The organism is Roseomonas populi (assembly GCF_024594815.1).
Lineage (GTDB): Bacteria > Pseudomonadota > Alphaproteobacteria > Acetobacterales > Acetobacteraceae > Roseomonas > Roseomonas populi.
This window is the reverse complement of sequence record NZ_JANJOU010000002.1, coordinates 15,581-39,987: the sequence shown is the minus strand read 5'-3', so window position 1 is coordinate 39,987 and position 24,407 is coordinate 15,581. Positions and strand designations below refer to the sequence as shown.

Here is a 24,407-nt window from a genome sequence, read left to right as displayed (position 1 = left end):
ATGGGGGAAAGATGGCGCACGAGCACGGTCGCAGGAACCTTCTCCTGGCCGCACCCGCGGTTCTGACGGCGCGGCCCCTATCCGCACAGGGAGGGTGGGCGCCTTCTCGCCCGCTGCGCCTCATCGTTCCCTTCGCCCCGGGGGGATCGACCGATGTCGGCGCGCGCATCCTCGCCGAGCGCATGGGGGAGACCCTGGGCCAGCCTGTGGTTGTCGAGAACCGCGCGGGCGCGGGCGGCGCGATCGGGACCGAGGCGGTGGCGCGGGCCGCCCCGGATGGCCACACCCTGCTCCTCGGCACCAACGGCGTGATGACCATCGCGCCTAACCTCGGACTGATGCGCAGCGTGAACATCGAGCGCGACCTCGCGCCCGTCTCCCTTGCCTTCCGCACAGACATCCTCGTCGTGGTGCCCGCCAACCTTCCGGCCCGCACTCTTCCGGAGTTCCTCGCGCTGGCCCGGGCCAAGCCTGGCGCGATTTCCTACGGCTCCAGTGGCGTGGGCACGGCGACCCACATTTTCACCGAGGTCTTCGCAGGCGCCGCCGGGATCCAGATGACCCACGTGCCCTATCGCGGCAGCGGCCAGGCGATGAGCGACCTGATGGCGGGCACGATCCAGCTCCTCCTCGACCAGCCCGCCTCCTCCATCGCGCCGATTCGGGAGGGAAGCCTGCGCGCCCTCGCCTCGACGGGGCACAAGCGCAATCCGCTGCTGCCTGACGTGCCAACCGTGGCCGAGATGGGATTGCAGGGGGCCGAGAGCACGTCCTGGGGTGCCATCATGGCACCGGCCGGCATGCCTGGCCCTGCCGCGGAGCGGATCAGCCTCGCCATGCGCGAGGCCGTGGCCAGGCCCGAGACCGCGCGCCGCCTCGCTGGGGCCGGCCTGGACGGGGAGGCTTCCTCCCCCGCCGAGCTGGGGGCCTTCATCCGAAGCGAGACCGAGCGACTGGGCGAGGTGATTCGGCAGCGGAACATCCGCGTGGAGGGATGATCGCGCAGCGTCGTCAGAATGCGACGTCGGACAGCCCGTCGAAGATCCGCCGTGCCGCCTCCCCGCTGCCCGTGCGCAGGAAGAGAGAGAAGGTGACATTGGGCAGGGGCGGCAGCCCATCCGCCTCGCTCAAGACCCGCAGTTCCGGCGTCAGCATCTCGATGTTGCGCGCCGTGACCCCCAATCCGGCCCGGACCGCGGCTCGGATGGCACCGAGGTTGAGGCTGAGATAGGCGAGGTGCCAGGGGCAGCCGGCACGGTCGAGCGCGTCGATGGCCAGGCTACGGAACAGGCTCGGCTCGTTGGACAGGACCAGGGGCAATGGCGCATCGCGCCGGTGCGCGAAGTCCGCGCTGCAAAACCACACGGCAGGAGAACGGCGCAGAACCAGGCGTGGGAAGCTGCGGTGGTCGCGCGTCGTGATGGCGAGATCCAGCTCGCCGCGCTCCAGCTCCTCCATCAGGAAGGGGCTGCGGCCCGTGCGGATCTCCAACAGGATGTTGCGGTGGCTCCGGGCGATGCGGCCGAGCAGGGCCGGAAGCATGCTGTCCACCACGTCGTTGTTTGCGCCGAGGCGCACGACCTCTGTCGGTCCGCCTGGGCCAAGGGCGGCGTTGGCCTCGTCATTCAGAGCGACAAGGCGGCGCGCGTAGGTCAGCAGGCGAAGGCCATCCTCGGTCAGGCGCTTGTGGCGGCCATCCCGCCCGAAAAGTGCGCGGCCCGTCGACGCCTCCAGCCTTTGCATCTGCTGGCTGACGGCGGACTGAGTGCGGTGGACCCGGGCGGCGGCGGCGGCGAAGCTGCCGGCATCCGCCACGGCCACGAAGCTCCGGAGCAGGTCGAGATCGAGATTGCGGCTCACGGCGTTATTATCAGGCCTTCTAATGAGTAGCGCGTCAAGAATTCGCTTGTCGCCGGTTTGCAACCGTAAAAACATAAGCTGGACGATGGTGATACGTGCAGCAATCGGGCTGCAAACCTTAGCGAGGCAGGAGCGACGATGCAGGACTTCCCGACGGCCTTTGCCGCTTCCGCACCTGGCCGCCACAAAGCACGGATCGCCTTGGGGACGAGTGCCAGCGGGACGGAGCTGGGCATCCCCGTCACCATCCTTCGCGGGGCGCGGCCGGGACCGTGCCTGTGGATCAACGGCCAGGTACACGGCGACGAATTGAACGGGTTGCTCGCCGCCTTCGACCTGATGGACTCAATTGACCCGACCTCGCTCTCCGGCAGCATCGTGCTGAGTACGACAGCCAATCCCTTTGCCCTGGACGCGCGGCGCAAGCGCACGCCGGCAGATGAGGAGGACCTGGACCAGTCCTATCCCGGTCGCGCCGATGGATTGCCGACGCAGCGTCTCGCGGCCGCACTCTTTCCCCACATCGCGGAGCACGCCGATGTCACGGTCTGCATGCACACCGTCGGAACGCCTTATGACGGCCGACCCTACGCTGTTTACAAGCTGCACCCGGACAGCGGTGTGACCGAGGCCGAACTCCTGCGGCTTACGGCGCATTTCTCGCCCGCCATCTCCTGCCGCATGTCGGTGGCAGCAGGCGGGGCGGAACTGCCCGGCAACATCGCCGGCGCGCTCGACTACCAGCTCCTCGCGCGCGGGCGCACCGCCTTCATGCTGGAGGTCGGCGGCGGCGGCCGTGCAGAATCACCCTTCATCGCCGCGGCCACCACCGGGCTGCGCGGGCTCGCCACGTCGATGGGGATGCTCGGCGGCAGCGCGCCGGCCCTGCCGCGCAGCCTTCTCCGCGCAACGCGGCGCGGGCACCTCACCTGCAGCCATGGTGGTTTCGCGCAAACCGGCGTCGTGCCGGGCAGCGTGGTGAAGGCTGGCGAGCCGATCTTGCGGATCCGGAACGCCTGGGGCGAGTTGGTCGAGACTGTCACCCAGGACAGGGATGTCTTCGTCATCGCCCTTCGCCGCGACCCCGTGATGCAATCGGGTGATCGTGCGGCCTTCGTGGCCTGGGAATGGGATGATGTCCCGATCGATTGACGGGACGAAGGATCCGGCCCGTGTCGCGCGCCAGGCGGCTGCGGCACGAAGGCGGGAAAGGCTGCGCCAGAAACAACGGCATCCGATCAAACAAGGATGTTTCAGCCATGCAGGCTCTTTTTCACCCCATCTCGCGCCGCTCCTTTGGCGCGCTTACCGGCGCGGCGCTGGCCCCTCCGGCGCTGGCGCAGGATCCATGGCCCAGCCGGCCCATCAGCCTCGTCGTGACCTACGCGCCAGGCGGCTCGGCGGACGTGCTCGCACGGCTGATCGCGCCCGGGATGGGCAAAGCCCTGGGCACGACTGTCGTGGTCGAGAACCGGGCCGGGGGCGGCGGTATCGTCGGCTCCGACTACGTGGCACGCGCGGCACCGGACGGCCATGTGATCCAGATTGGCGCGGTGAGCTCGCACGCCATCGCGAAGCAGCTCTTCGGTGCGCGGCTGCCCTACGACCCGCAGCGCAGCTTCACGCCCATCTCGATGATTCTCAGTCAGCCCAACGTTCTGTTGATCGGCAACCACGTCCCGGTTCGCAACACCGAGGAGTTCGTGCGCTGGGGCAAGGCCCAGCGCGCCGTGCTGTTCGGCACAGCTGGTGTCGGCTCCTCCAATCACCTCAGCGGCGCGATGATCGGCGACGCCTTCGGCATTCGGATGGAGCACGTGCCCTACCGCAGCGGTGGCCAAGCGCTGTCCGACCTGATGGCAGGGAACGTGCACGGGGTGGTGGACAACATCGTCACCGCCGCGCCGCTCGCGAAGGACGGACGGGCAAGGGCGATCGGCGTGACCTCCGGTGGCCGGTCCGATCTGCTGCCAGACGTTCCGAGCTTCCGCGAGGCTGGCGCGCCAGATTTCGATCTCGTCTCCTGGCAGGCGCTGTACGGGCCGGCGGGCATCCCGGCGGAGCGGACGGCGCGGCTGAACGCGGCGCTTCGTGAAGCCCTGGCGGACTCTACCGTCCGCGCCCGGCTGACTGAATCCGGTGCCGCCGTCTCACCGGGTTCGCCCGAGGATCTGGCGCGGTTCATGGAGGCGGAGATTCCGAAATGGAGCCGCCTCGTCGTGCTCTCTGGTGCCACGCCCGACTGACCGAAGGGGTGTACCCCCAGCATCGTCAACGCCCCCTACCCGTTCCCAGGGTCCGGCCTCAATCAGCACTAAACGGCGACGATGGCGGCGGTCATCCTGCCGGTGAGCACCGCGCTGGTTCGTGGGCGTGAACGGCTCGATCACGGCCCACTATGCATCTGAGAACCGGAACAGGTCTGCCAAGACCACCTCCGTGCCGCGCACCAGCAACACGGAGTCCCGATTACCTCGCCAGATCGGTAGCCTGATCGAGTTTCGACCCCAATTGCGAACTGTCAGGAGCGGCCATGCCGCCTTCGGCCGGTCCAGACAGGTCGGACGTGAGATCGTGGCCAATGTCCCGCGTTGGATCTGGCCTGTCGGGGCGGCAGGGCTCCGGGTCCGGACATCATAGCAAGTCTCTTTCCTCACCGGTCGCGCAGGTCAGGGTTTTGGCCGGATGCTGATGTTTTCCGCGCCCAGGCCTGCTCCGATTTGCAGCAGGCTCGACGCTCCAGCCCCCCTTGCGGGTGCTTCAAGTTCGAGCGGGCGCCATATCCGGCCGAACGATGCAACGGAAGCCGACATGCGTCGTGCCCGTCTCGACGGATTGTGGCTGGCGCGCTGCGGGACGGTAGCGGTGGCAGTAATTCGGTGCGCAGAGATGCGAGCCGCCCTTGATGACCTTGCGCGGCATGGGCCCGCCGAGGGGGCCCTGTGCGGGTTCCGGTACACGCGGGGCGGGGCCCGGAGTGCAGCAGGGCCGCGTCGCCTCGCGAGGGTGGCCGGATCGCCAGTCCTCGTCCGTCCACTCCCAGACATTGCCGATCATGTCCACGAGGCCGTGCGCATTGGGCGGGAAGCTGCCCACGGGCGAGGTGCCCGCGAAGCCGTCCTCCACCCGATTCTCGAAGGGGAACTCTCCTTGCCAGGTATTCGCCAAGTGCCGCCCGCCAGGCGCCAGGTCATCGCCCCAGGCGAACTCCGTGCCCCCTGCCGCGCCCTGTGCCGCGAACTCCCATTCCACCTCGGTGGGCAGCGCCTTGCCCGCCCAGGCCGCGTAGGCCGCGGCATCCTCGTGACACACCTGCACCACGGGGTGGCGCGGGTCGGGCGCGGCGCCACTGCCGTCGGGGTCGCGCCAGCAGGCGCCGGGCACGAAGCGCCACCAGTCGCCCCAGAAGCGCATCTCCGCACGGCTCCCCGGAGGGGTGAACACGACGGAGCCGGGGACGAGGAGGGCCGGATCGGCGCCGGGATAGTCCTCCGGCCGGGGCGGCCGCTCGGCGACGGTGCGGTACCCCGTCGCCTTCACGAAGCGGGCGAAGTCTCCCACCGTCACGGGAGCGCGATCCATCCAGAAGCCGCCCACGCTGCGCTCGTGAACAGGCGCCTCCTCGGGGTAATGGCGGTCCGATCCCATGCGGAAGGTGCCGCCGGCGATCCAGACCATCCCTTCCTCCGGGCCCTCCATGGCAGTCAGCGCCCGCCGCGGTCCTTCACGGCCTCCGTCCAGCCCTGGGTCTTCAGGTCGCTGCGGATCCGCCACTTCAGGATCTCGTTGATCAGCGCGCGGCGGACCGGCTCGTGCGCCGGATCGTTCCAGAGGTTTCGCAGCTCCTGCGGGTCCGCCTGCATGTCGAAGAGCTGGCCCTCCTCGCTGTCCACGAAGTGGACGAGCTTCCAGCGGTCGTCCCGGATCATCGTCATAAACTCGGTGCCGCTGAGGATGCGGTCGCCCGCGTGCTCGGCAAAGACGTGGGGCCGCGGCTCGACCTCGCCCTCGGTCAGGTACGGCATCAGGGAGCGCGCCTCCATCCAGCGCGGGGCGCTGATGCCGGCCAGTTCCAGAATGGTCGGGCCGAAGTCGAACAGGGAGACGAGGTCCTCGACGGTCCGCCCCGCCGCGACGCGGCCCGGCGCCCAGACGATGGCGGGCACGCGCACGGATTGCTCGTACATCGTCCATTTCTGGCTGTGGCCGTGGTCGTTCAGGCAATCGCCGTGGTCGGAGGTGAAGATGATCACCGTATCCTGCAGCACGCCGCGGCGCTCCAGCGCCTCCATCAGCCGGCCGATCTGGGTATCGATCATCGTAACGTTGGCGAAGTAGTGCTCGCGCTGGCGCTGCGTCTGATCCGGCGTCGGCTCGTCCAGGTGCACCACCGCATCGTGGTCCACGGAGAGGTGCTGTTCGCGCAGCTTCTTCAGCGCCGTCGGCTGGCTGTCGATGTCGGCGCGGTCCCAGATCGGCTTCGGCAGGTCGCGCCCCTTGTACGTCTCCAGCACATCGGGCGTGGGGTCATACGGCGGGTGCGGTCCGGGGATGCCCACCTCCAGGAAGAAGGGACCTTGCCCGCGCCACGTGTCGATCCAGTGGGCGGCCAGGCCGGGCACGAAGTTGTCGGAGTGCAGTTGCTCAGGCAGCTCCCACACGAATGCGCCGAGGCGGTCGCGGTAGTCCTCCCGCCGGGCGTAGGTCACGCGGCTCGGCTTCTCCAGCCCGTGGGCTAAGAAGGCCTTGTCCCAGTTGTCCAGGAAATATGGCAGGCGGGGCGTGGCGCGGTCCTTGTTCTCCACCACGTGGCGTTCGTGGAAGCCGAAGGACTCCTCGAAGGGATGCGTGTGCATCTTGCCCACGTTCACGCAGCGGTACCCGGCATCCGCCAGCTGCCGCACCCAGGTATGGGTCCAGCGCTCGTCGTTGCGGAACACCCCGTTGGTGTGAGGGTAGAGGCCCGTGAACAGGCTGGCCCGAGACGGCGCGCAGGAGGGAGATGTGACGTACATCCGGGTGAAGAGCACGCCCTCCCTCGCCAGCCGGTCGAGCACGGGAGTGGTCATGTAGTCGAACCCGGCCGCGGCGATCGTGTCGAAGCGCTGCTGGTCCGTGATGACGAAAACGATATTCGGGCGTGCAGGCTTGTCCACGGGCCGGTCCTCCTTGTCCCGCCGGCGGGGCGGCGATCCCAGCAGATTTCGTAGCGCTGCGATCGAAGCGGGGTCAAGCTGCGCACCCGGCGTGCGAACCGCCCCAACCTAGTCTAGAGCCCCGCCATGCAGTGGATCCCCCGATGGACCAGAGACTGACCACGCGCCGCCGGCGCCGGATGCAGCGCGTGACAATGGCGGAGGTCGCGCGGGCCGCGGAGGTCTCGCCCTCCACCGTGTCGCTCTATCTCCGGAAGCCCGGCCAGGTCTCCCCCGCTGTCGGAGCGCGGATCGCGAGGGTGGTGGACGCGCTGGGCTATGTGCCGAGCCTCGTCGCCGGAGGCCTTGCGGCTGCCGGCTCGCGCGCGGTGAGCGTGATCGTCCCGACAATCCAGAACGACTTCTTCGCCAACACGATTTCCGCCCTGCAACAGTCCCTGGAGCCGGCCGGCCTTCAGCTCCTGCTGGGAAACACCGATTACGACCCGGCGCGGGAGGAGCGGCTGGTGCGGACCGCCCTGTCCTGGGCGCCAGCCGCCGTCGTGCTGGTCGGGCTGGAGCACGGCCGCGGCACGATGCGGCTGCTCCTCGAGAGCTCGGCGCCGGTATTCGAGATCTGGGAGTGCGGCGGGGGCCCGATCGACACTGCGGTGGGCTTCCACCACCGCGAGGTCGGCGCGACGGCGCTTCGGCACCTTGCCGAGCGCGGCCGCCGGCATTTCGCCTTCCTCGGGGCAAGGATGGAGGAGGACCGACGGGCGCGGCAGCGCGCGGAGGGCTTCGCCGCGGCCGCGGCCGCCGCTGGACTGGCGGCGCCCCTCATCCTCGGCGCGCCCGAGCGGGCGAGCACGGAGCTGGGCGGGCGCCTGCTGGCCGAGGCGCTATCGGGCCGGACACGGATCGACGGGATCGCCTGCTCCAACGACCTGATGGCGCTCGGGGCGCTGTTCGAGTGCCAGCGGCGCGGGATCGAGGTGCCCGGAGGGTTGGCGGTGGTCGGCTTCGGCGACCTCGGCTTCAGCGCCTCCTGCGTGCCGCCGCTGACCACCATCCGGCCACCGGGTGAGGCGATCGGGCGGGAGGTGGGGCGGTTGATCCAGGAGCGCCTGGCCGGGGCGGAGCCTCCGGCACGTGCCGGGATGATCGACCTCGGCTTCGAGTTGGTTCCGCGCCGGAGCAGTTGATCGGACGCCCCCATCGCATTGACAGCCCTTCTCGCAGCGCTACGATCCCCGGGTCATCCTGATGCCCGTCGCGCGCGAACGGCGCCGCCGTCCCTCCTCATGCGGGCCGAAGGACCTCCGAAGCGCTCGCCGGGGATGCGGGCCGACAGAGGAGGGAATGCATGAAGCTCACCCGGCGTCGGCTCGCCACGACCGCACTTTCCCTGGCCGCGCTGCCCGGTCTGGCTTCGGGCGCGCGCGCCCAAGGCGCGGAGGCCTGGCCCAATCGCCCCGTGCGGGTCCTGATCGGCTTCCCGCCAGGCGGGGGCGTGGACATCGTCGGCCGCATCGTCCTGCCGCGCGCGGCCTCGCGCCTCGGACAGCCCTTCGTGATCGAGAACCGCGGCGGCGCAAACGGCAATCTGGCAATGGAAGTGCTGTTCCAGGAGCCGGCCGACGGGAACACCCTTTTCTTCGGCAATGTCGGCAATCTCGCCGTCACCAACGCCCTCTACCCGCACCTGCGCTTCGACACGGTGCGCGACTTCGCGCCCGTGGCGCAGGCGGTGGAGGTGCCGCTCGTCGTCACCGTACACAGCCGCCTGCCGGTGGGCACGCTGCGCGAGTTCATCGACTACGCGAAGGCCCGCCCCGGCGCGCTGAACGCGGGGTCTGGCGGCTCTGGCGGTCCTTCGCATCTGGCGTTGGAGCTCTTCAACCGCCGCGCCGGCACAGACATCGTCCATGTTCCCTATCGCGGCAGCGCGCCGGCGCTGCAGGACCTCGCGACCGGCCGAACCCAGATGATGATCGATTCCTACAATATCATGCGGCCGATGGTGGAGGCAGGGCAGGTGAAGCTTCTCGCCATCACCTCGGATGCGCGGCGCGCCATCCTGCCTGACCTGCCGACCACGGCCGAGGCGGGGCTGCCGGACTTCGTGGTCTATGGCTGGCAGGGCTTGGTGACGCGGGCGGGCACGCCGCCCGAAATCATCGAGAAGCTGGAGAAGGCCATGGAGGCCGCCCTGCAGGAGCCGGAGGTGCGGCAGGCGCTGGCAGCCCAGGGCGCCGATGTGCGCTTCCGCGGAGCGGCGGAGTTCGCCGCCTTCCTGCGTGCCGAGCGCGAGCGCTGGGGCGGCGTGATCCGGGACGCCGGCATCACCCTCAACTGATGCGCGGGGCCATCGCCCTGCCGTCTGGCCCGGGGGTGGCCCGCTGATGACGGGCACGACCGTCGCTGTGCGCCTGTCCGGCTGGCGCCGGCGGCGTGCGCGCCAGCTCCGGCGCCTGCGCCTCACGGTCGCCCATCCCGCTCGGGGGCTCGCGGCGCTGCGGGCCTGGATCCGGAGGGGCGAGCTCGGCGTCCTCGTCCTGGCAATCGCGGCGGGGGTGGCGAGCGGCGTCCTCGCCCGGCTGCTCGGTGGCGCCGTTGGGCAGCTTCATATCCTGCTCTTCGGAGAGGGCGCCGAGCACGGGGTAAGCGCCATGCGGCGGATCTCCCCGCTTCCGTTGCTCCTCCTGCCGGCCGTTGGCGGCCTCGTCCTCGGCCTCCTGAACCTCGTGCTGGCCCGCTGGTACCCGCGCACGCCGGTGGACCCGATCGAGGCCAATGCCCTGCACGGTGGAAACGCCTCGATCAAGGATGGGGTGATCGTTGCCGCGCAGAACGTCGTCTCGAACGGGGGTGGCGCCTCCGTCGGGCTGGAGGCGGCCTATGCCCAGGTCGGCGCCGGGATTGCATCCCGGCTAGGGCGGGCCTTCGGGGTGCGGCGGAGCGACCTTCGCCTCCTGGTGGGCTGCGGGGCGGCGGGCGCCATCGCGGCCTCCTTCGATGCGCCGCTCACGGGCGCCTTCTACGCTTTCGAGCTGGTGATCGGGATCTACGCCCTGAGCAGCCTCGCGCCCGTGCTGGCGAGCGCTGTGGCGGGCACCCTGGCCGCGGGCCTGCTTGACGATGCCGGCGTGAAGACTGCGGCCGGCGCCATCGGCGCACCGGATGCCGGGGACTACGTCTACGCGCTTCTCACAGGCCTGTTCTGTGGCTTGCTCGGAATAGCCCTGATGCGCGGAATGAGCGTGGCCGAGGGCCTGATCCGGCGGGGCGTACCGTGGCAGACACTGCGACCCGCGGCGGGCGGCCTGCTCGTCGGCGGCCTGGCGATCGTCACGCCCGGCGTGCTGTCCAGCGGGCACGGCGTTCTTCACGACGTCCTGCTGACCGACTTGCCCTTCCAGTTCCTGTTGGTCCTGGTCCTCCTGAAGGCGCTCGCTTCCGCCATCTCCATCGGCTCAGGTTTCCGTGGAGGCCTCTTCTTCGCGTCCATCCTGCTCGGGGCGATCGTCGGCAAGCTCTTTGCGGCGGTCACCGCCGCCACGGTTCTGCCGACCGTGGATTCCATGCTCCTCTCGATCGTGGGCATGAGCGCCTTCGGGGCCGCGGTGATCGGCGCGCCGCTCGCCATGACGTTTCTTGCGCTGGAGACCACGCGAGACTTCGCGGTGGCGGGGCCGGTCCTGGTGGCCGTGGTCACGGCCGCGATCGTCGTACGGCGGCTCTTCGGCTACTCCTTCGCCACCTGGCGCTTCCACCTGCGCGGCGAGGCGATCCGAGGCCCGCATGATGTCGGCTGGATCCGGGACCTCACGGTGGGCAAGGTGATGCGCCGCAACGAGCGGACCATCCGGGCCGACACGCGGCTTTCCGCCTTCACGCGGGACTTCCCCCTCGGATCCAGCGCCCAGGTCGTGGTGGTGGACGAGGCCGGGCGGTACGCCGGCATGGTCCAAGTGGCCGAGGCACACGGCGTGGCCCCCACCGACGAGGGCGGCACGGTCTCGTCGCTGCTGCACCTCCGCGACCGCGCCCTGTTGCCGGCCATGAACGTGAAGGAGGCGCTCGCGCTGTTCGAGGCTGCCGAGGCAGACGTGCTGGCCGTCCTGGACGGCAAGGAGACGCGGCGCGTGATCGGGATCGTGACCGAGGCACACCTGCTGCGCCGCTACGGCGAGGAGCTTGATCGGCGCCGCCGGGACGAGGCCGGTATTAGCTGAGAGGGCCATCGCGCCTGCCGAAAACGGTCGGCGTCGTCGAGGGTACAGCAGGCTTAACTTCGTTCGATTTCTTGCCTGCCCTCCCCTGCCCTGCCTAACTCGCCAAGAGGGTTTTTGGCAGGTCGCATCGGGTGGTTCTGGCCGGAGCTTCTGTGGTCTGGCGAGCCCTCGAAACGCGCGTGCTGATCACAGCCCGTAGCGCTGCGCCGTATAGGGAAAAGGAACCGCGCTTTCTGAGAGTGGCGGACGCGCAACCCGGCCCGCGACTACGACCGATCCATGGTTCGCGAGCGGCCGGATCCCATCAACTTGCGTCAGGAGCGGGAGCATGGCCGCACCTTCACTGCTTCCGGGTTCACGACCTGCGGCACTGGTTGGCGGTCCGGTGGCTCGTAGCGGGCGGGAACATCTACGTCCTGTTCAACCCTCGGGCATAGCTCCCTCCGGACGACCGAGACCGACCTCGATCACCTCACAGAACAAGAACGGGGGGGGGGTGGCACAAAAAGGGACCCGGCACCTGCCCGGACGTGCCAGATCTCCCTCTCGGCAAGGGAATTTGGATGACGCAGATTAGCTAGGCTTTGCAAGGGTAAATGGCGGAGGGGATGGGATTCGAACCCACGATAGGACTTGACATCCTATAACGGTTTAGCAAACCGCCGCCTTCGGCCACTCGGCCACCCCTCCGCAGGAGTGGAAGTCACACGGCGTTGCAGGCCCCGCTTCTAACCGCCCCGGGGCCTGCCGTCAAACCTCCCCGGTCAGGAAAGCGCGACCTCGAAGCCGCGCCTCACGCCGGGCCGCGCCATCATCCGCTCATACCAGGCCGCAACATTGGGCAGGTCGTCGAAAGGCACCTGGTGACGCTCATGCCGCCAGGCCCAGCCGATGATCGCGAAGTCAGCCACGCTCGGCTCCCCCTGCGTCGCCACGAAGTCCCGGCCCGCCAGCCTCTTCTCCAGCACGCCATAGAGCCGGCGCGTCTCCTTCCCGTAGCGGGCGAGGCCGTAGTCTTTCGCCGGCCCGTCCGGCTGCATCAGGAAGTGGTGCACCTGCCCGGGCATGGGCCCGAATCCACCCATCTGCCACATCAGCCACTCCAGCACCGGCACCCGCGCGCGAAGGTCCGGCGGCAGGAACTTCCCGGTCTTCTCCCCGAGGTAGAGCAGGATCGCCCCCGATTCGAAGATGCTGATCGGCTGCCCGCCCGCCCCCTCGTCATCCACGATGGCGGGGATCCGGTTGTTGGGGCTGATCGCCAGGAACTCCGGCCGGAACTGCTCGTCCTTGCCGATGTTCACGGTCCTCACTTCATAGGGAAGCCCCATCTCCTCCAGCGCCACGCTGATCTTGCGCCCGTTCGGCGTATTCCATGTGTGCAGCGTGATCATCCGCGCTCTCCATGCCTCAACAGGGCCGGGCGATCGGCCTCCGCTCCGGGCGGGCGGCAGCATCGCCCCGCCCTGCCGAGATGAGAAGCCACCCCGGCCTCACTCTGGAACCAGCCCCCACCCAGGGCGATATGCCCGGTGCCATGCCGGACACACACCAGCCCGACCTCGCCCGTCTCACCCCGCCGGAGGCGCCGCTCGGCAGCCTCGCTCTGATCCGGGCCATCATCCGCAACCCGCTGGAAGCCCTGCCGCGGGAGGCGTTCGAGCAGCCCCTCACCCGCCGCACCTTGCTGGGCCGGCCGCGCGTCTTCGTCACCGGCCCCGACCTGATCCAGACCGTGCTGCTGACCGAAGTGGACGCCTTCGTGAAGTCGGACGCCATGCGCCGTGCCCTGGCGCCCGCGCTCGGCGATGCCATCCTCACCGCCGATGGCGAGCGCTGGCGCTGGCAGCGCCGGGCGGTGGCCCCGATCTTCCGTCCGGACCGCGTGAACGGCTTCCTGCAACCGATGCTGGACGCCGCGGCCGCCACGCGGGACCGCTGGCTGGCCCTGCCACCCGGCAGTACGGTCGAGCTGGGCCACGAAATGATGCGGACCACCTTCGACATCATCGTGGAAACCATGCTCTCAGGCCACGGCGCAATCGACGTCGCCAGGGTGGAGCGTGGGATCACCGAGTACCTGGCGAGCACGGGCTGGTCCATCGCCCTCGCCTTCGCCCGCGCCCCCGCATGGACCCCCTACCCCGGCCAGCGCCGCGCTGCCCGCGCGCGGGACTACCTGCGCGGCGAGCTCCTGCGCCTGGTCGAACAGCGCCGGCGCCTCGGCTCGGAGCGCGACGACCTCATCGCCTCCCTCCTCGCCGCGCGCGACCCGGAGACGGGCCAGGCGATGGACGACCGGGACATCGCCGACAACCTCCTCACCTTCATCACCGCGGGGCACGAGACCACCGCCCTCGCCCTGACCTGGGCCTTCTACCTGCTGGCGAAACACCCGGAGGAGGAGGCGCGCCTCCTCGCCGAGATCGGCTCCGTGACCGGCGGAGCCACGCTCCTGCCGTCCCACGTCGCGGCCCTCCCCCGCGCGCGCCAGACGGTGCAGGAGGTGCTGCGCCTCTACCCGCCCGCCCCCATCATCGCCCGCACCACCACCCGTGAGGTAATGCTGGGCGGGGAACGGGTGGAGCGCGGGGCCAACGTCCTGCTGCCCGTCGTCGCCACCCACCGCCTGCAAGGTCTCTGGCCCGATCCGGACCGCTTCGATCCCTCTCGCTTCAAGCCGGCGGCGGCCAAGGCGCGCCATCGCTACGCCTGGCTGCCCTTCGGAGGCGGCCCCCGCATCTGCATCGGCCTTGGCTTCGCGTTGGAGGAGGCCGTAGCCATCCTCGGCACGCTCCTGCCAGCCCTGCGGCTTCGGCCGGAGCCGGGCTTCGATCCCGGCCTCCAGATGCGGATCACGCTGCGCCCCGCCCGCGGCATGCCCATGAGAGTGGAGCGGCGCTGAGCCGGGCTTGCCCGCCACCGCCCGCCCGCCGCAGTTTCCGAGAGCAGAGGGGAACCCGAATCGCATGTCCGGCCGCATTCCAAATTCCGGCAACACCGGCCTGAGCGACGCCGCGGCGATGATGCACTACGATGCCAACAAGCGCTCCGTGCTCGTCGCCTACGTCCTCTGGTTCTTCCTCGGCTGGTTCGCCGCCCACCGCTTCTATGCCGGGCGGATGGGAAGCGGCCTGGTCATGCTCGTCGTCAGCCTCGTCTCCTGGGCGTTGACCGCGGTCGCCATCGGCTATGTCGGCCTGTTCCTGATCGGGCTCTGGCTCCTCGTGGATGCCTTCCTGATCCCGGGCATGATCCGGTCCTACAATCGCGGGATTATCGCTTCGCTCGGGCGGTAGCAGCCCGGCTCGTTCCGCGTTCGCGTTGACACCAGCCCCGCCACCATGCGCCAATCCACCCGGCATTCCCGGCGAACAGGGGAGCCGGGGATGCCAGGCCGTCACGGAACCGCATGGAGACGACCATGGCCCCGAGCACGCCCGCGCTGCCGCGCCGCGCCCTTCTCTCCCTTCCCGCTGCCGGGCTGCTCGCGCCCGGCGCCCGGGCCCAAACGGGAACAGGGCCGGCTTCCACGCTGAACCTCGCCGTCGCGGCCCCCGTCACCTCGCTGGACCCGCACTACCACACGCTCTCGCCCAACAACATGATGGCGGAGCACTTCTTCGACCAGCTTGTGGGCCGCGACGCGAAGGCCGCTCTGCGCCCGGCCCTCGCGGAGTCCTGGCGCCTGGTGGACGATACCACCTGGGAGTTCAAGCTGCGCCGCGGCGTAAAGTTCAGCAACGGCCACGACTTCACCGCCGAGGACGTGGCCTTCACCTATAGGCGCGTGCCCAACGTGGTGAACAGCCCCGGCTCCTTCGGCATCTACACGAAGGCCATCACGGGCACCGAGATCGTCGATGCCCACACGATCCGCTTCAGGACGAACGGCGTCTACCCGCTGCTGCCGCAGGACCTGAGCCAGGTCTACATCATCTGCAAGGCCGTCGGCGACAACGTCACCACCGGCGACTTCAACAACGGCCGCGCGATGATCGGCACGGGCCCCTTCCGCTTCGCCTCCTTCAACCCCGACGATCGCGTGGTGATGACCCGCAACGACGCCTACTGGGGCGAGAAGCCGGAATGGTCCCAGGTGGTGTACCGGTTCATCCCCGGGGACGGCGTGCGTGTGGCCGCCCTTCTCTCCGGTGACGTGCAGATGATCGATGTCGTGCCGCCCAACGACATGCCGCGCCTGCGCAGCACCCCCGGCATCACCTTCGCCGAGGTGCCGAGCCTGCGCTGCATCTATCTCAAGCTCGATACTGCGCACGATGTCTCGCCGCACATCACGGACAATGACGGCAAGCCGTTCACCAAGAACCCGCTGCGCGACCTCCGCGTGCGCCAGGCCCTCTCGATCTCCATCAACCGCCAGGCGATCGTGGACCGTGTGATGCAGGGCGCGGCCACGCCGATCGGGCAGATGATGCCGCCCGGTGCCAACGGCTACGTGGCGGACCTGCCGCCGCCCACCTTCAGCATCGACCGCGCCAAGGCCCTGCTCGCCGATGCCGGCTATCCCAACGGCTTCCAGATCACCCTGATCGGCCCCAACAACCGCTACGTGAACGACGCGCAGATCATCCAGGCCGTCGGCCAGATGTGGCAGCGCATCGGCATCCGCACGAGGGTGGAGGCGATGCCCTTCGCCGTCCTTGCCCAGCGGCAGGCGAAGAACGACATGTCCGCCATGCTCATCGGCTGGGCGACAGCCGGGGAGCCCTCCACCGCCATCCGCGGCAACCTCACCACCCGCATCCCGGAGAAGGGCTTCGGCACTGTGAACTTCAACGGCTACTCCAACCCGCGGGTGGACGCATTGACCGACGAAGGGCTGCGAACCTCAGACGATGCGAAGCGCGAGGCGATCTTCGGCCAGGCCATGCGCGTGGCAATGGAGGACGTCGCCCTCATCGCCCTGCACATGCAGAAGAACATTTGGGCGCTGAAGGGCGGCCTAACCTATGAGGCACGGGCCGACGAGTACACCATGGCCGGCGGCGCGAAGCGGGCCGTAGGCTGAGGAAACCGTACGCACCCCCCGCGCGTCTGACCCGCGCGCGGAGGTGACTCATGGCCAAAGACGGCATCCTCGATGCCCTGATCATCGGCGGCGGCCCGGCGGGGCTGACCGCCGCACTCTACCTCGCCCGCTTCCGGCGCCGTTTCGCTCTGATGGACGGCGGTGACAGCCGCGCGGCCTGGATCCCCACCAGCCACAACGTCTCCCTCTTCGCCGACGGCATCGGCGGCCGCGAGATGCTGGCCCGCCAGCGGGAGAGCCTCGCCCGCTACGGCATCGCCCCGCGCCATGCGGAGGTAACGGCCCTGGCCAAGGAGGACGGCCACTTCGTCGCCTCCACGGGCGATGGCGAGGACATCCGCGCCCGCCGCGTCCTGCTCGCCACCGGTTGCCGCGACACCCCGCCCGACCTGCCGGACCTGCACGAGGCCCTGCAGCGCGGCCTGCTCCGCTACTGTCCGATCTGCGACGGCTACGAGGCGCGCGGCCGCAAGGTGGCCATCCTCGGCCATGGCGCGCGAGGGCTGGGGGAGGCCGTGTTCGTCGCGCGCACCTATACCCGGGACGTCACCCTCCTCACCCTCGGCGAGACCCTTTCCGCCGAGGATCGCGCCCGCGCGGAGGAGCACGGCATCCGCCTCCTCACCGCCCCCATCGAGGCGCTGGAGACGGAGGAGGACCGGATCTCCGCCATCCGCCTCGGCGGGCAGGAGTACCGCTTCGAGACGCTCTACTCCGCCCTCGGCCTCAAGGTCCGCTCCGGCCTCGCCACGGCGTTGGGCGCCGAGTGCGACGAGACGGGTGCCCTGACCGTGGACGACCACGCCCGCACCACGGTTCCCGGGCTCTACGCTGCCGGGGACGTGGTGCGCGGGCTGAATCAGATCGTGGTGGCGATGGGCCACGCCGCCATCGCCGCCACCGACATCCACAACCGCTGCGAGCTGCCAACCGAGGATGAGCCGGGCGGCAACCAGAACCGCTAGCCGTCCAGCTTCGCCTTCAGCACCTCGTTCACCAGGGCCGGGTTCCCCTGCCCCTTCATGGCCTTCATCACCTGGCCGACGAACCAGCCGAACAGCGTCGGCTTGGCGCGGTACTGCTCCACCTTGTCGGGGTTGGCGGCGATGATGGCGTCCACGGCGGCCTCGATCGCCCCCGTGTCCGTCACCTGCCGCAGCCCGCGCTCCTCCACGATGGTGCCGGGCGCCTTGCCGGTCTCGCCCATCGCCTCCAGCACCTCCTTCGCCATCTTGCCGGAGAGGGTCTTGTCCGCGATCAGGTCCAGCAGCGCGCCCAGGTGCTTGGCAGAGACGGGGCTGTCCTCGATCCCCTTCCCCATCCGGTTCAGCATGGCGAAGAAGTCGCCCGTCACCCAGTTCGCCGCCACCTTCGGATCGCGCCCGGCGGCCACCTCCTCGTAGAAGGAGGCCGTCTCCTTCTCCGCGGTCAGCACGTTGGCGTCGTAGGCCGAGAGCCCGAAGTCGTTCACGTAGCGCGTGCGCCGCGCGTCCGGCAGCTCCGGCAGGCCCGCCTTCAGCTCCTCGATCCAGCTCGGATCAATCACCAGTGGCGGCAGGTCCGGGTCCGGGAAGTAGCGGTAGTCATGCGCGTCCTCCTTGGACCGCATAGAGCGCGTCACGCCGCGCGAGGTGTCGAAGAGGCGCGTCTCCTGATCGACGGTGCCGCCGGACTCCCACACCTCGATCTGCCGCCGCGCCTCCGCCTCCACCGCCTGCATGACGAAGCGGATGGAGTTGACGTTCTTCACCTCGCAGCGCGTGCGGAAGCCCTCGCCGGCCTTGCGGACGGAGACGTTCACGTCCGCCCGCAGCGAGCCCTGCTCCATGTTCCCGTCGCACGTTCCGAGATAGCGCAGGATCTGCCGCAGCTTCGTCAGGTACGCCCCCGCCTCCTCCGGCGAACGCATGTCCGGCTCCGACACGATCTCCATCAGCGCCACGCCGGAGCGGTTCAGGTCGATGAAGCTCTTCGTCGGGTGCTGGTCGTGGATCGACTTGCCCGCATCCTGCTCCAGGTGCAGGCGCGTGATCCCGATCTCCTTCGTGCTGCCGTCGGACAGTTCCACGGTGATCACGCCCGTTCCCACGATCGGGTGCGCGAACTGGCTGATCTGGTAGCCCTGCGGCAGGTCAGCGTAGAAGTAGTTCTTCCGGTCGAAGCGCGACCAGGGGTTCACCTGCGCGTTCAGCCCCAACCCCGTGCGCACCGCCTGGGCCACGCATTCCCGGTTGATCACGGGCAGCATGCCCGGGAAGCCCGCATCCACGAAGCTGACCTGCGAATTCGGCTCCGCGCCAAACTCCGTGGCCGCGCCGCTGAACAGCTTGGCATTGCTCGTCACCTGGGCATGGACTTCCAGCCCGATCACCAGCTCCCAGGGGCCGGTCTCGCCCTCGATGGTGTAGGTCATGCGAAAGCCCTCACCTGCGGCAGCGCCTTCAGGCCCGCTGCCAGCTCGATCGCTGTGCCCACCGCGAACACGGTTTCCTCGTCGAAGTCGCGCGCCAGCACCTGTAGGCCCAGCGGCAGCCCGTGCCGGTCATACCCCGCCGGCACCGTCATGCCGGGGATGCCCGCCAGGTTGGCCGTCACGGTGAACACGTCGTTCAGGTACATCGCCACCGGGTCGTCCTGCTTCTCCCCCGCGGCGAAGGCGGCAGAAGGGGTGGCCGGCGTCAGGATGGCGTCCACGGTCTTGAACGCCTCGTCGAAGTCGCGCTTGATCAGCGTGCGCACCTTCTGCGCCTTCAGGTAGTAGGCGTCGTAGTAGCCGGCGCTCAGCACATAGGTGCCGATCATGATGCGCCGCTTCACCTCGGCCCCGAAGCCCGCCGCGCGCGTGCGCTCGTACAGGTCCTTCAGGTCCTCGCCATTCACCCGCGCGCCATAGCGAACGCCGTCGTAGCGCGCGAGGTTTGAGGAGGCCTCCGCCGGCGCCACGATGTAGTAGGTCGGCAGCGCATACTTCGTGTGCGGCAGGGAGATGTCCACGATCTCCGCGCCCTCGGCCCGCAGCCAGTCCAGGCCCTGCTGCCACAGCGCCTCGATCTCCTCCGGCATTCCCTCCAGCCGGTACTCCTTCGGCACGCCGATCCGCAGGCCCTTCACGCCGCGCGCGCAGGCCGCCGCGAAGTCCGGCACCGGCAGGTTGGCGCTGGTGCTGTCCTTCGGATCGTGGCCGGACATGCTCTCCAGCAGGATGGCGCAATCCTCCACCGTGCGCGCCACAGGCCCCGGCGTATCAAGCGAGGAGGCGAAGGCCACCACGCCCCAGCGCGAGCAGCGCCCATAGGTCGGCTTGATCCCGGCGATGCCGCAGAAGGCCGCCGGCTGGCGGATGGAGCCGCCCGTGTCCGTCGCCGTCGCGCCCAGCGCCAGCCGCGCGGCCACCGCCGCCGCAGAACCGCCGGAGGACCCACCGGGCACCAGCCGCACGCCGTCGTCGTTGGAGCGCTGCCAGGGGTTCTCCACCTCGCCATAGGCCGAGGTGGCGTTGGAGGAGCCCATGGCGAACTCGTCCAGGTTCACTTTGCCCAGGAACACCGCGCCGTCCCGCAGCAGGTTGGACGTCACCGTGCTCTCGTAGGGCGGGGTGAACTCGCCCAGGATGCGGCTGGCCGCCGTGGTGCGGGTGCCGGCCGTGCAGAACAGGTCCTTGATGGCCAGCGGGATGCCTTCCAGCTTCCCCGCCAGCCCGTCGGAGCGCCGCTTGTCCGAGGCGCGTGCAGCCTCCAGTGCCTTCTCCGCCGTCACGGTGATGAAGGCGTTCAGCCGCGGGTTCAGCGCCTGGATCGCGTCCAGATGCGCCTGCGTCAGCGCCTCGGAGGTGACGATCCCCTCGTTCAGCGCCTCGAGCGCGCCGCGGATGGTGAAATCGGTGGGGTGCATCACTCGACAACCTTCGGAACGGCAAAGAATTCGCCCGCGCGGTCCGGGGCATTGGCCAGGACGGCCGCCGCCTGCCCGCCATCGGTTACGACATCCTCGCGCATCGGCATGGCGGAGGCTCCGGCGCCGGCCAGCGGCTCCACCCCCTCCGTGTCCACGGCCTGCAACTGCTCGATCCAGCCGAGGATATCGTTCAGCTCCGCTTGCAGGCGCTGGTCCTCCCCCTGGTCCAGATGGAGCCGGGCGAGCGACGCGACGCGCCTCACGGTCTGCAGGTCGAGTGACATGGAACGTCCTGGTCTGAAGGCAATCAGCCCTCAGGAAGCCGCCGCCCCCCCTCAAGTCAAGGGGCCGCGCCTTCCCCCGCCGTTCTCCCGGGCGCATATCGCACCGGCATGAGGCTCCGCCCCCTCCCCATCCTTGCCGCCCTCCTCCTCAGCGCCGGCGCCGCCCGGGCCGCCTGCCCTCCCGGGGAAGGCGAGCGCCTGGTCCTCGCCGCCCCGGCCTCCCCGGCGGCGCGGGCCCTGCTCGGCGGCGCGGCCGTCGGCCCCCTGCCCGTGGTGCTCGCCCAGGCGAACGGCGCCGCTCTGCCCTTCGTGCTGGACACCGGGTCCGGCCTCACGATGCTGCGCCCAGAGGCCGCCGCCGCCCTTGACCTCTCGATGGACCCGGACCGCGCCACCCCCATCACCGGCATCGGCGGCACCTCCCGCATGCCCAACGCTCTGCTGCGCCACTTCCAGATCGGCCGCCGCGTGTTCCTGAACCTCTCACTGCCCGTGGCACCCGGCAGCGGAGACGAAGGGGGCATCGCCGGCATCGTCGGCGCCGACCTGCTGCGCCATGGTGCCCTGGAATTGGACCTGCCTGCGGGGCGGGCCGTGCTGCACGACTCCCCCGCCTGCATCGCCGCCCCGCCCCCCTGGCCCGCCGAGGCCATCCCGGTCGAGGTGACCGGCGAGGGGCTGGTGGTTGTCCCCCTCACCCTCGACGGGCGCCCGGCCCGCGCCCTGCTCGACACGGGCGCCGTCCGCACCGTGCTGCGGCAGGACCGGATCACGGATTTCGGCATCCCCGCCGCCGCCCTCCGCGCCCCGCCCGCCGGCACCGTCTTCGGCACCGGCGGGGAAGCTGCCTCCTTCCATATCCACGAGGGTGCGACCCTCCGCCTGGGCGAGCTCACCACGGCCGCCATGCCGATCGTCATCGCGCCGCTGCCGCCCTCCCTGCCGGTGGAGCTGGTGCTCGGCCAGGACATCCTCGGCACCCGCCGCCTCCTGCTCTCCTATGCGGCCCGGCGCCTCTGGGTCGGCCCCTCGGCCCGCTGACCATGCCCGTCACCCCCCTCCCCCAGCTACGCGCCGCCCTGCCCCGCCACGCCCGCCTGATCGGGCTGGATCCCGGCAGCAAGATCATCGGCATCGCCCTCTCGGACGTGCTGCTGATGCTCGCCTCGCCCTACGCGGCCCTGCCCCGGGGCAAGCTGGCCCCTACCGCCGCCGAGATCCGCCGCATCGCGGAGAAGGAGGGCGCGGGCGGCCTCGTCTGCGGGTTGCCACTGGGGATGGACGGCTCCTTCGGCCCCGCCGCCCAGGCCGCGAAGGACTGGGCCATGGCGGTCTCCGACACCACCGGCCTGCCCGTGGCGCTGTGGGACGAGCGCCTCTCCTCCTCCGCCGTGAACCGGATGATGATCGAGGCCGACCTCTCCCGCGCGAAGCGCGCCAAGGCGGTGGACGCGGCCGCCGCCGCCTACATGCTCCAGGCCGCGCTGGACGCCACGCGGGGCTGATCGCCGCGCATTGGACATCCCGCAGCGGCTGGCGCATCCCGTGGGATACAAGCAGCAGGGGAGCCCGAGCCGATGCAGGGTCCGAGTGACAGCGCGGCGGCCCTGCCGCTGGACGGAATCGGCACCGGCCGCGCGCCGCCGAGCTGCGCCCAGCTCTTCCTCGGCTTCCTCGGCCTCGGCCTGATCGGCTTCGGCGGCGTCCTCCCCATGGCGCGCCGAATGCTGGTGGAGGACCGGCGCTGGCTTACGCCGGACGGGTTCACGGAGCTGCTGGGCCTCTGCCAGTTCCTGCCGGGTGGGAACATCATCAACCTTTCCGTCGCGGTCGGGCTTGAGTTCCGCGGCGTGGCCGGGGCCGTCTCCGCCCTCCTCGGCCTCATACTCGGCCCCACCGCCGTCGTGATCGGGCTCGGCGTCCTCTACGACCAGTACAAGGACGACCCGACGCTCCAGCACATCTTCATGGGCCTGGCCGCCGCCGCGGCGGGGCTGCTGGCCTCCACCGCCCTGAAGATGCTCTCGCCCCTGAGGACCCGCCCGGTGGCGCTGGGGATCGTCCTCCTCACCGTCCTTGCCATCGCCGTGCTGCGCCTTCCCCTGCTGCCGAGCATGGCCGTGCTGGCGCCCCTCAGCATCCTCGCCGTGCGGTGGTCCGGCCGATGACCACGCTGGTCGCCCTCGCCGTCATCTTCACCCAGCTCTCGCTGCTCGCCTTCGGCGGCGGGAATACCATCCTGCCGGAGATGCAGCGCCAGGTGGTGGAGGTGCACCGCTGGATGAGCGCGCAGGACTTCACCGCCCTCTTCGCGCTCGCCCAGGCCGCGCCGGGCCCGAACATGATGGTCGTGCCGCTGGTGGGTTGGCACGTCGCGGGCTGGTCGGGCGTGCTCGTCTCCTCGCTGGCGAAGTTCGGGCCCTCCTCCATCCTCACCGGGATCGTCATGGGGCTCTGGAGGCGCTTCAAGGACCGCCCCTGGCGCAAGGTGGTGCAGGCCGGGCTGGTGCCGATGACGGTCGGGCTGGTCACGGCCAGCGCCCTGCTGATCACAGAGGCGACTACCACCCACTGGCTGCTCGGTGCCATCACCGCCGCCGTCGCCGCCCTGTCCATGACGACGAAGTTGCATCCACTCTGGCTGCTCGCCGGGGGCGCGGTCGCCGGGCTGGCCCTGTCGTAGCGGCCCCCCTGCCGAGAGTTGACCAGCGCGGGTGGATGCGGACTCGTACGGAGCGGCTAGCCTTCATCCATGCGCCTCCTGTCCGCCGCCCTCGCCCTCCTTCTCGCGCCCTTCGCCGCCCAGGCCGCCGATTGCCTCGGCCTCGGCCCCGCCGGCACGCCCGCCGATCTGCGCATGGTGCGGGACGGCCCGTCCCGCCCCCTCTACCGCGGGGCCGAGGACGCGGGCTGCCCCGCAGAGACCGCCGCCTGCCGAACCGGCACGACGCTCGGCCCACGGTTCCGCGTGGTGGCCGGTGAGACGAGCGGCCCCTTCACCTGCGTCACCCGGGCCGATGCGCGGGGCCGGCTCACCACTGGCTGGCTACCCACCGAAGCCCTGGCCCCGGCGCCCGATGTCCCGCTCCGCGCCGCGGACTGGGTGGGACGCTGGCACAATGGGCCGGACCGCTACCTCGTTGTCACCGCCACGCTGGACGGCGCCCTGGTCCTGCGCGGCGAAGCCCGATCAGGCGCCCGCACCACCCGCCGCACCCCACGCCCTACGGTCCATCACGGCGTGCTGGACGCCCGGATCGAGACCGATGGCGACGATGCCGCCTTCACGATCGGGGAGGACGGCGCCACCCGCCCGGACGTGCCGGAGGAGGCGGCGCTCTGCCGCGTCGCCCTCCGGCGCCGGGGCCCGTACCTCATCGTCCAGGACAATGGCCGCTGCGGGGAAGCCGGGGTGAGCTTCACCGGCCCCTACCGCCGCACGGGCTGATCCGCCGCCCGCTCCATGTAGCGCGCACCGGGGTCGTAGCGCCGCAGCACCGCGTCCAGCGCCGGGTCCGGCACGGCGGCGAAACCCTGGGCGCGCCAGAACACGCCCGTGCCCCCGATCGCGACGAGGGCCATCGGAAGCCCCCCGGCCAGCTCCGACAGGACCTGCACGACCGCCCCGCCGGCCCCGCCGCCGCGCATCTCCGGCAGGATCGCCAGGTCGTGCAGGTAGAGGACCCCCGGCGCCTCAGGCAGCCCGCCCAGAAGCGTGTCCAGCGCCGGCGGTCGCCGCCTTCGCCAGGGATGGGCGATGGCGTATCCCGCGGCCCCGGCGCCCGCCTGCAGTACCAGGCACCCCGCCGGGAAAAGCCCGAGCCGCTCCGCGAAGACGGCATCCGATTCCGGGTGCCCGGGATGCACGGCCGCCGCGATGGCCGAGACCGCGGGCAGGTCCCCCGTTACCATGGGGCGCCAAGCCCAACCCTTTTCGCCCAGG

The 24,407-nt window shown here is 70.2% G+C and carries 23 protein-coding genes and 1 tRNA gene; 15 read left to right on the top strand and 9 right to left on the bottom strand.

All coding sequences use genetic code 11. The features are described 5' to 3' along the window. The first annotated feature begins 11 nt into the window (after window positions 1-11). On the top strand, window positions 12-998 hold the full coding sequence (locus tag NRP21_RS03195; RefSeq protein WP_257714731.1) for a Bug family tripartite tricarboxylate transporter substrate binding protein: 987 nt from the start codon (window positions 12-14) through the stop codon (window positions 996-998). A 13-nt stretch (window positions 999-1,011) separates the two neighbouring features. Here NRP21_RS03195 and NRP21_RS03190 read toward each other — a convergent pair whose 3' ends face one another. Next, complete coding sequence (locus NRP21_RS03190; RefSeq protein WP_257714730.1) at window positions 1,012-1,860, bottom strand: LysR substrate-binding domain-containing protein; 849 nt, start codon at window positions 1,858-1,860, stop codon at window positions 1,012-1,014. A gap of 138 nt (window positions 1,861-1,998) precedes the next feature. Here NRP21_RS03190 and NRP21_RS03185 point away from each other — a divergent pair, with 138 nt between their 5' ends. Both NRP21_RS03185 and NRP21_RS03180 read left to right on the top strand, forming a co-directional pair. Next, window positions 1,999-3,012 carry a M14 family metallopeptidase gene (locus NRP21_RS03185; RefSeq protein ID WP_257714729.1) on the top strand — a complete coding sequence of 338 codons (1,014 nt, stop codon included), beginning with the start codon at window positions 1,999-2,001 and terminating at the stop codon, window positions 3,010-3,012. A gap of 20 nt (window positions 3,013-3,032) precedes the next feature. Further along, complete coding sequence (locus NRP21_RS03180) at window positions 3,033-4,106, top strand: Bug family tripartite tricarboxylate transporter substrate binding protein (protein WP_257714728.1); 1,074 nt, start codon at window positions 3,033-3,035, stop codon at window positions 4,104-4,106. Window positions 4,107-4,620: 514 nt separating this feature from the next. Here the strand turns inward: NRP21_RS03180 and NRP21_RS03175 are convergent. Next, window positions 4,621-5,538, bottom strand: a complete 918-nt coding sequence (locus tag NRP21_RS03175) for a formylglycine-generating enzyme family protein (RefSeq protein ID WP_257714727.1) — start codon at window positions 5,536-5,538, stop codon at window positions 4,621-4,623. A gap of 26 nt (window positions 5,539-5,564) precedes the next feature. After that, window positions 5,565-7,016, bottom strand: coding sequence for a sulfatase family protein (locus tag NRP21_RS03170; RefSeq protein WP_257714726.1), 1,452 nt, complete (start codon window positions 7,014-7,016; stop codon window positions 5,565-5,567). A 143-nt stretch (window positions 7,017-7,159) separates the two neighbouring features. Between NRP21_RS03170 and NRP21_RS03165 the strand changes: the two genes are divergently transcribed. From NRP21_RS03165 to NRP21_RS03155, 3 genes are all read left to right on the top strand, one after another. Beyond that, window positions 7,160-8,200, top strand: coding sequence for a LacI family DNA-binding transcriptional regulator (locus tag NRP21_RS03165; protein ID WP_257714725.1), 1,041 nt, complete (start codon window positions 7,160-7,162; stop codon window positions 8,198-8,200). A gap of 161 nt (window positions 8,201-8,361) precedes the next feature. Next, window positions 8,362-9,354 carry a Bug family tripartite tricarboxylate transporter substrate binding protein gene (locus NRP21_RS03160; protein WP_257714724.1) on the top strand — a complete coding sequence of 331 codons (993 nt, stop codon included), beginning with the start codon at window positions 8,362-8,364 and terminating at the stop codon, window positions 9,352-9,354. A 46-nt stretch (window positions 9,355-9,400) separates the two neighbouring features. Next, window positions 9,401-11,233, top strand: a complete 1,833-nt coding sequence (locus tag NRP21_RS03155; protein WP_257714723.1) for a chloride channel protein — start codon at window positions 9,401-9,403, stop codon at window positions 11,231-11,233. A 597-nt stretch (window positions 11,234-11,830) separates the two neighbouring features. Here NRP21_RS03155 and NRP21_RS03150 read toward each other — a convergent pair. Together NRP21_RS03150 and NRP21_RS03145 are read right to left on the bottom strand one after the other, a co-directional pair. Further along, window positions 11,831-11,923: transfer RNA gene (locus NRP21_RS03150), tRNA-Ser, on the bottom strand. Window positions 11,924-11,997: 74 nt separating this feature from the next. Beyond that, window positions 11,998-12,627: a glutathione S-transferase family protein gene (locus tag NRP21_RS03145; RefSeq protein WP_257714722.1), complete on the bottom strand. Its 630-nt coding sequence runs from the start codon at window positions 12,625-12,627 to the stop codon at window positions 11,998-12,000. Between the two features lie 143 nt (window positions 12,628-12,770). Here NRP21_RS03145 and NRP21_RS03140 point away from each other — a divergent pair, with 143 nt between their 5' ends. From NRP21_RS03140 to NRP21_RS03125, 4 genes are all read left to right on the top strand, one after another. After that, window positions 12,771-14,138, top strand: a complete 1,368-nt coding sequence (locus NRP21_RS03140; RefSeq protein WP_257714721.1) for a cytochrome P450 — start codon at window positions 12,771-12,773, stop codon at window positions 14,136-14,138. 64 nt (window positions 14,139-14,202) lie between these two features. Beyond that, on the top strand, window positions 14,203-14,532 hold the full coding sequence (locus NRP21_RS03135; RefSeq protein WP_257714720.1) for a TM2 domain-containing protein: 330 nt from the start codon (window positions 14,203-14,205) through the stop codon (window positions 14,530-14,532). A 125-nt stretch (window positions 14,533-14,657) separates the two neighbouring features. Then, window positions 14,658-16,265, top strand: a complete 1,608-nt coding sequence (locus NRP21_RS03130) for an ABC transporter substrate-binding protein (RefSeq protein WP_257714719.1) — start codon at window positions 14,658-14,660, stop codon at window positions 16,263-16,265. A 50-nt stretch (window positions 16,266-16,315) separates the two neighbouring features. Next, window positions 16,316-17,251 carry an NAD(P)/FAD-dependent oxidoreductase gene (locus NRP21_RS03125; RefSeq protein WP_257714718.1) on the top strand — a complete coding sequence of 312 codons (936 nt, stop codon included), beginning with the start codon at window positions 16,316-16,318 and terminating at the stop codon, window positions 17,249-17,251. Here the strand turns inward: NRP21_RS03125 and gatB are convergent. Genes gatB through gatC form a run of 3 tightly spaced genes read right to left on the bottom strand, consistent with a single transcriptional unit; the run spans window position 17,248 to window position 20,464 of the window. Next, window positions 17,248-18,699 (bottom strand): Asp-tRNA(Asn)/Glu-tRNA(Gln) amidotransferase subunit GatB, encoded by a 1,452-nt coding sequence (gene gatB, locus NRP21_RS03120; RefSeq protein WP_257714717.1) that lies wholly within the window; start codon window positions 18,697-18,699, stop codon window positions 17,248-17,250. The genes NRP21_RS03125 and gatB overlap by 4 nt on opposite strands. Then, complete coding sequence (gene gatA / locus NRP21_RS03115; protein ID WP_257714716.1) at window positions 18,696-20,177, bottom strand: Asp-tRNA(Asn)/Glu-tRNA(Gln) amidotransferase subunit GatA; 1,482 nt, start codon at window positions 20,175-20,177, stop codon at window positions 18,696-18,698. The genes gatB and gatA overlap by 4 nt, the downstream gene beginning before the upstream one ends. Beyond that, window positions 20,177-20,464: an Asp-tRNA(Asn)/Glu-tRNA(Gln) amidotransferase subunit GatC gene (gene gatC, locus NRP21_RS03110; RefSeq protein ID WP_257714715.1), complete on the bottom strand. Its 288-nt coding sequence runs from the start codon at window positions 20,462-20,464 to the stop codon at window positions 20,177-20,179. The genes gatA and gatC overlap by 1 nt, the downstream gene beginning before the upstream one ends. A gap of 108 nt (window positions 20,465-20,572) precedes the next feature. Here gatC and NRP21_RS03105 point away from each other — a divergent pair, with 108 nt between their 5' ends. The 5 genes from NRP21_RS03105 to NRP21_RS03085 all read left to right on the top strand — a co-directional run bounded on the left by NRP21_RS03105 (window position 20,573) and on the right by NRP21_RS03085 (window position 23,912). Then, window positions 20,573-21,505, top strand: a complete 933-nt coding sequence (locus tag NRP21_RS03105; RefSeq protein ID WP_257714714.1) for an aspartyl protease family protein — start codon at window positions 20,573-20,575, stop codon at window positions 21,503-21,505. A gap of 2 nt (window positions 21,506-21,507) precedes the next feature. Further along, on the top strand, window positions 21,508-21,969 hold the full coding sequence (gene ruvX / locus NRP21_RS03100) for a Holliday junction resolvase RuvX (RefSeq protein WP_257714713.1): 462 nt from the start codon (window positions 21,508-21,510) through the stop codon (window positions 21,967-21,969). Window positions 21,970-22,041: 72 nt separating this feature from the next. Continuing rightward, the gene (locus tag NRP21_RS03095; RefSeq protein ID WP_257714712.1) at window positions 22,042-22,632 is read left to right on the top strand and encodes a chromate transporter; all 591 of its coding nucleotides are present in this window, start codon (window positions 22,042-22,044) and stop codon (window positions 22,630-22,632) included. Further along, a complete protein-coding gene (locus NRP21_RS03090) occupies window positions 22,629-23,147 on the top strand; it encodes a chromate transporter (RefSeq protein ID WP_257714711.1) in 519 nt (172 codons plus the stop codon). The genes NRP21_RS03095 and NRP21_RS03090 overlap by 4 nt, the downstream gene beginning before the upstream one ends. Before the next feature lie 69 nt (window positions 23,148-23,216). Next, a complete protein-coding gene (locus NRP21_RS03085; RefSeq protein WP_257714710.1) occupies window positions 23,217-23,912 on the top strand; it encodes a hypothetical protein in 696 nt (231 codons plus the stop codon). Here NRP21_RS03085 and NRP21_RS03080 read toward each other — a convergent pair. After that, window positions 23,894-24,376, bottom strand: coding sequence for a GNAT family N-acetyltransferase (locus NRP21_RS03080; protein ID WP_257714709.1), 483 nt, complete (start codon window positions 24,374-24,376; stop codon window positions 23,894-23,896). The two genes, NRP21_RS03085 and NRP21_RS03080, sit on opposite strands and share 19 nt — an antisense overlap. Between the last annotated feature and the right edge of the window lie 31 nt (window positions 24,377-24,407).

Excerpts from the sequence above, each read along its gene's own strand:
- NRP21_RS03195 (WP_257714731.1), top strand. The coding sequence starts at position 12 with ATGGCGCACGAGCACGGTCGCAGGAACCTTCTCCTGGCCGCACCCGCG.
- NRP21_RS03185 (WP_257714729.1), top strand. The coding sequence starts at position 1,999 with ATGCAGGACTTCCCGACGGCCTTTGCCGCTTCCGCACCTGGCCGCCAC.
- NRP21_RS03175 (WP_257714727.1), bottom strand. The coding sequence starts at position 5,538 with ATGGTCTGGATCGCCGGCGGCACCTTCCGCATGGGATCGGACCGCCAT.
- NRP21_RS03165 (WP_257714725.1), top strand. The coding sequence starts at position 7,160 with ATGGACCAGAGACTGACCACGCGCCGCCGGCGCCGGATGCAGCGCGTG.
- NRP21_RS03160 (WP_257714724.1), top strand. The coding sequence starts at position 8,362 with ATGAAGCTCACCCGGCGTCGGCTCGCCACGACCGCACTTTCCCTGGCC.
- NRP21_RS03155 (WP_257714723.1), top strand. The coding sequence starts at position 9,401 with ATGACGGGCACGACCGTCGCTGTGCGCCTGTCCGGCTGGCGCCGGCGG.
- NRP21_RS03145 (WP_257714722.1), bottom strand. The coding sequence starts at position 12,627 with ATGATCACGCTGCACACATGGAATACGCCGAACGGGCGCAAGATCAGC.
- NRP21_RS03140 (WP_257714721.1), top strand. The coding sequence starts at position 12,771 with ATGCCGGACACACACCAGCCCGACCTCGCCCGTCTCACCCCGCCGGAG.
- NRP21_RS03135 (WP_257714720.1), top strand. The coding sequence starts at position 14,203 with ATGTCCGGCCGCATTCCAAATTCCGGCAACACCGGCCTGAGCGACGCC.
- NRP21_RS03130 (WP_257714719.1), top strand. The coding sequence starts at position 14,658 with ATGGCCCCGAGCACGCCCGCGCTGCCGCGCCGCGCCCTTCTCTCCCTT.
- NRP21_RS03125 (WP_257714718.1), top strand. The coding sequence starts at position 16,316 with ATGGCCAAAGACGGCATCCTCGATGCCCTGATCATCGGCGGCGGCCCG.
- gatB (WP_257714717.1), bottom strand. The coding sequence starts at position 18,699 with ATGACCTACACCATCGAGGGCGAGACCGGCCCCTGGGAGCTGGTGATC.
- gatA (WP_257714716.1), bottom strand. The coding sequence starts at position 20,177 with ATGCACCCCACCGATTTCACCATCCGCGGCGCGCTCGAGGCGCTGAAC.
- gatC (WP_257714715.1), bottom strand. The coding sequence starts at position 20,464 with ATGTCACTCGACCTGCAGACCGTGAGGCGCGTCGCGTCGCTCGCCCGG.
- NRP21_RS03105 (WP_257714714.1), top strand. The coding sequence starts at position 20,573 with ATGAGGCTCCGCCCCCTCCCCATCCTTGCCGCCCTCCTCCTCAGCGCC.
- ruvX (WP_257714713.1), top strand. The coding sequence starts at position 21,508 with ATGCCCGTCACCCCCCTCCCCCAGCTACGCGCCGCCCTGCCCCGCCAC.
- NRP21_RS03095 (WP_257714712.1), top strand. The coding sequence starts at position 22,042 with ATGCAGGGTCCGAGTGACAGCGCGGCGGCCCTGCCGCTGGACGGAATC.
- NRP21_RS03090 (WP_257714711.1), top strand. The coding sequence starts at position 22,629 with ATGACCACGCTGGTCGCCCTCGCCGTCATCTTCACCCAGCTCTCGCTG.
- NRP21_RS03085 (WP_257714710.1), top strand. The coding sequence starts at position 23,217 with ATGCGCCTCCTGTCCGCCGCCCTCGCCCTCCTTCTCGCGCCCTTCGCC.
- NRP21_RS03080 (WP_257714709.1), bottom strand. The coding sequence starts at position 24,376 with ATGGTAACGGGGGACCTGCCCGCGGTCTCGGCCATCGCGGCGGCCGTG.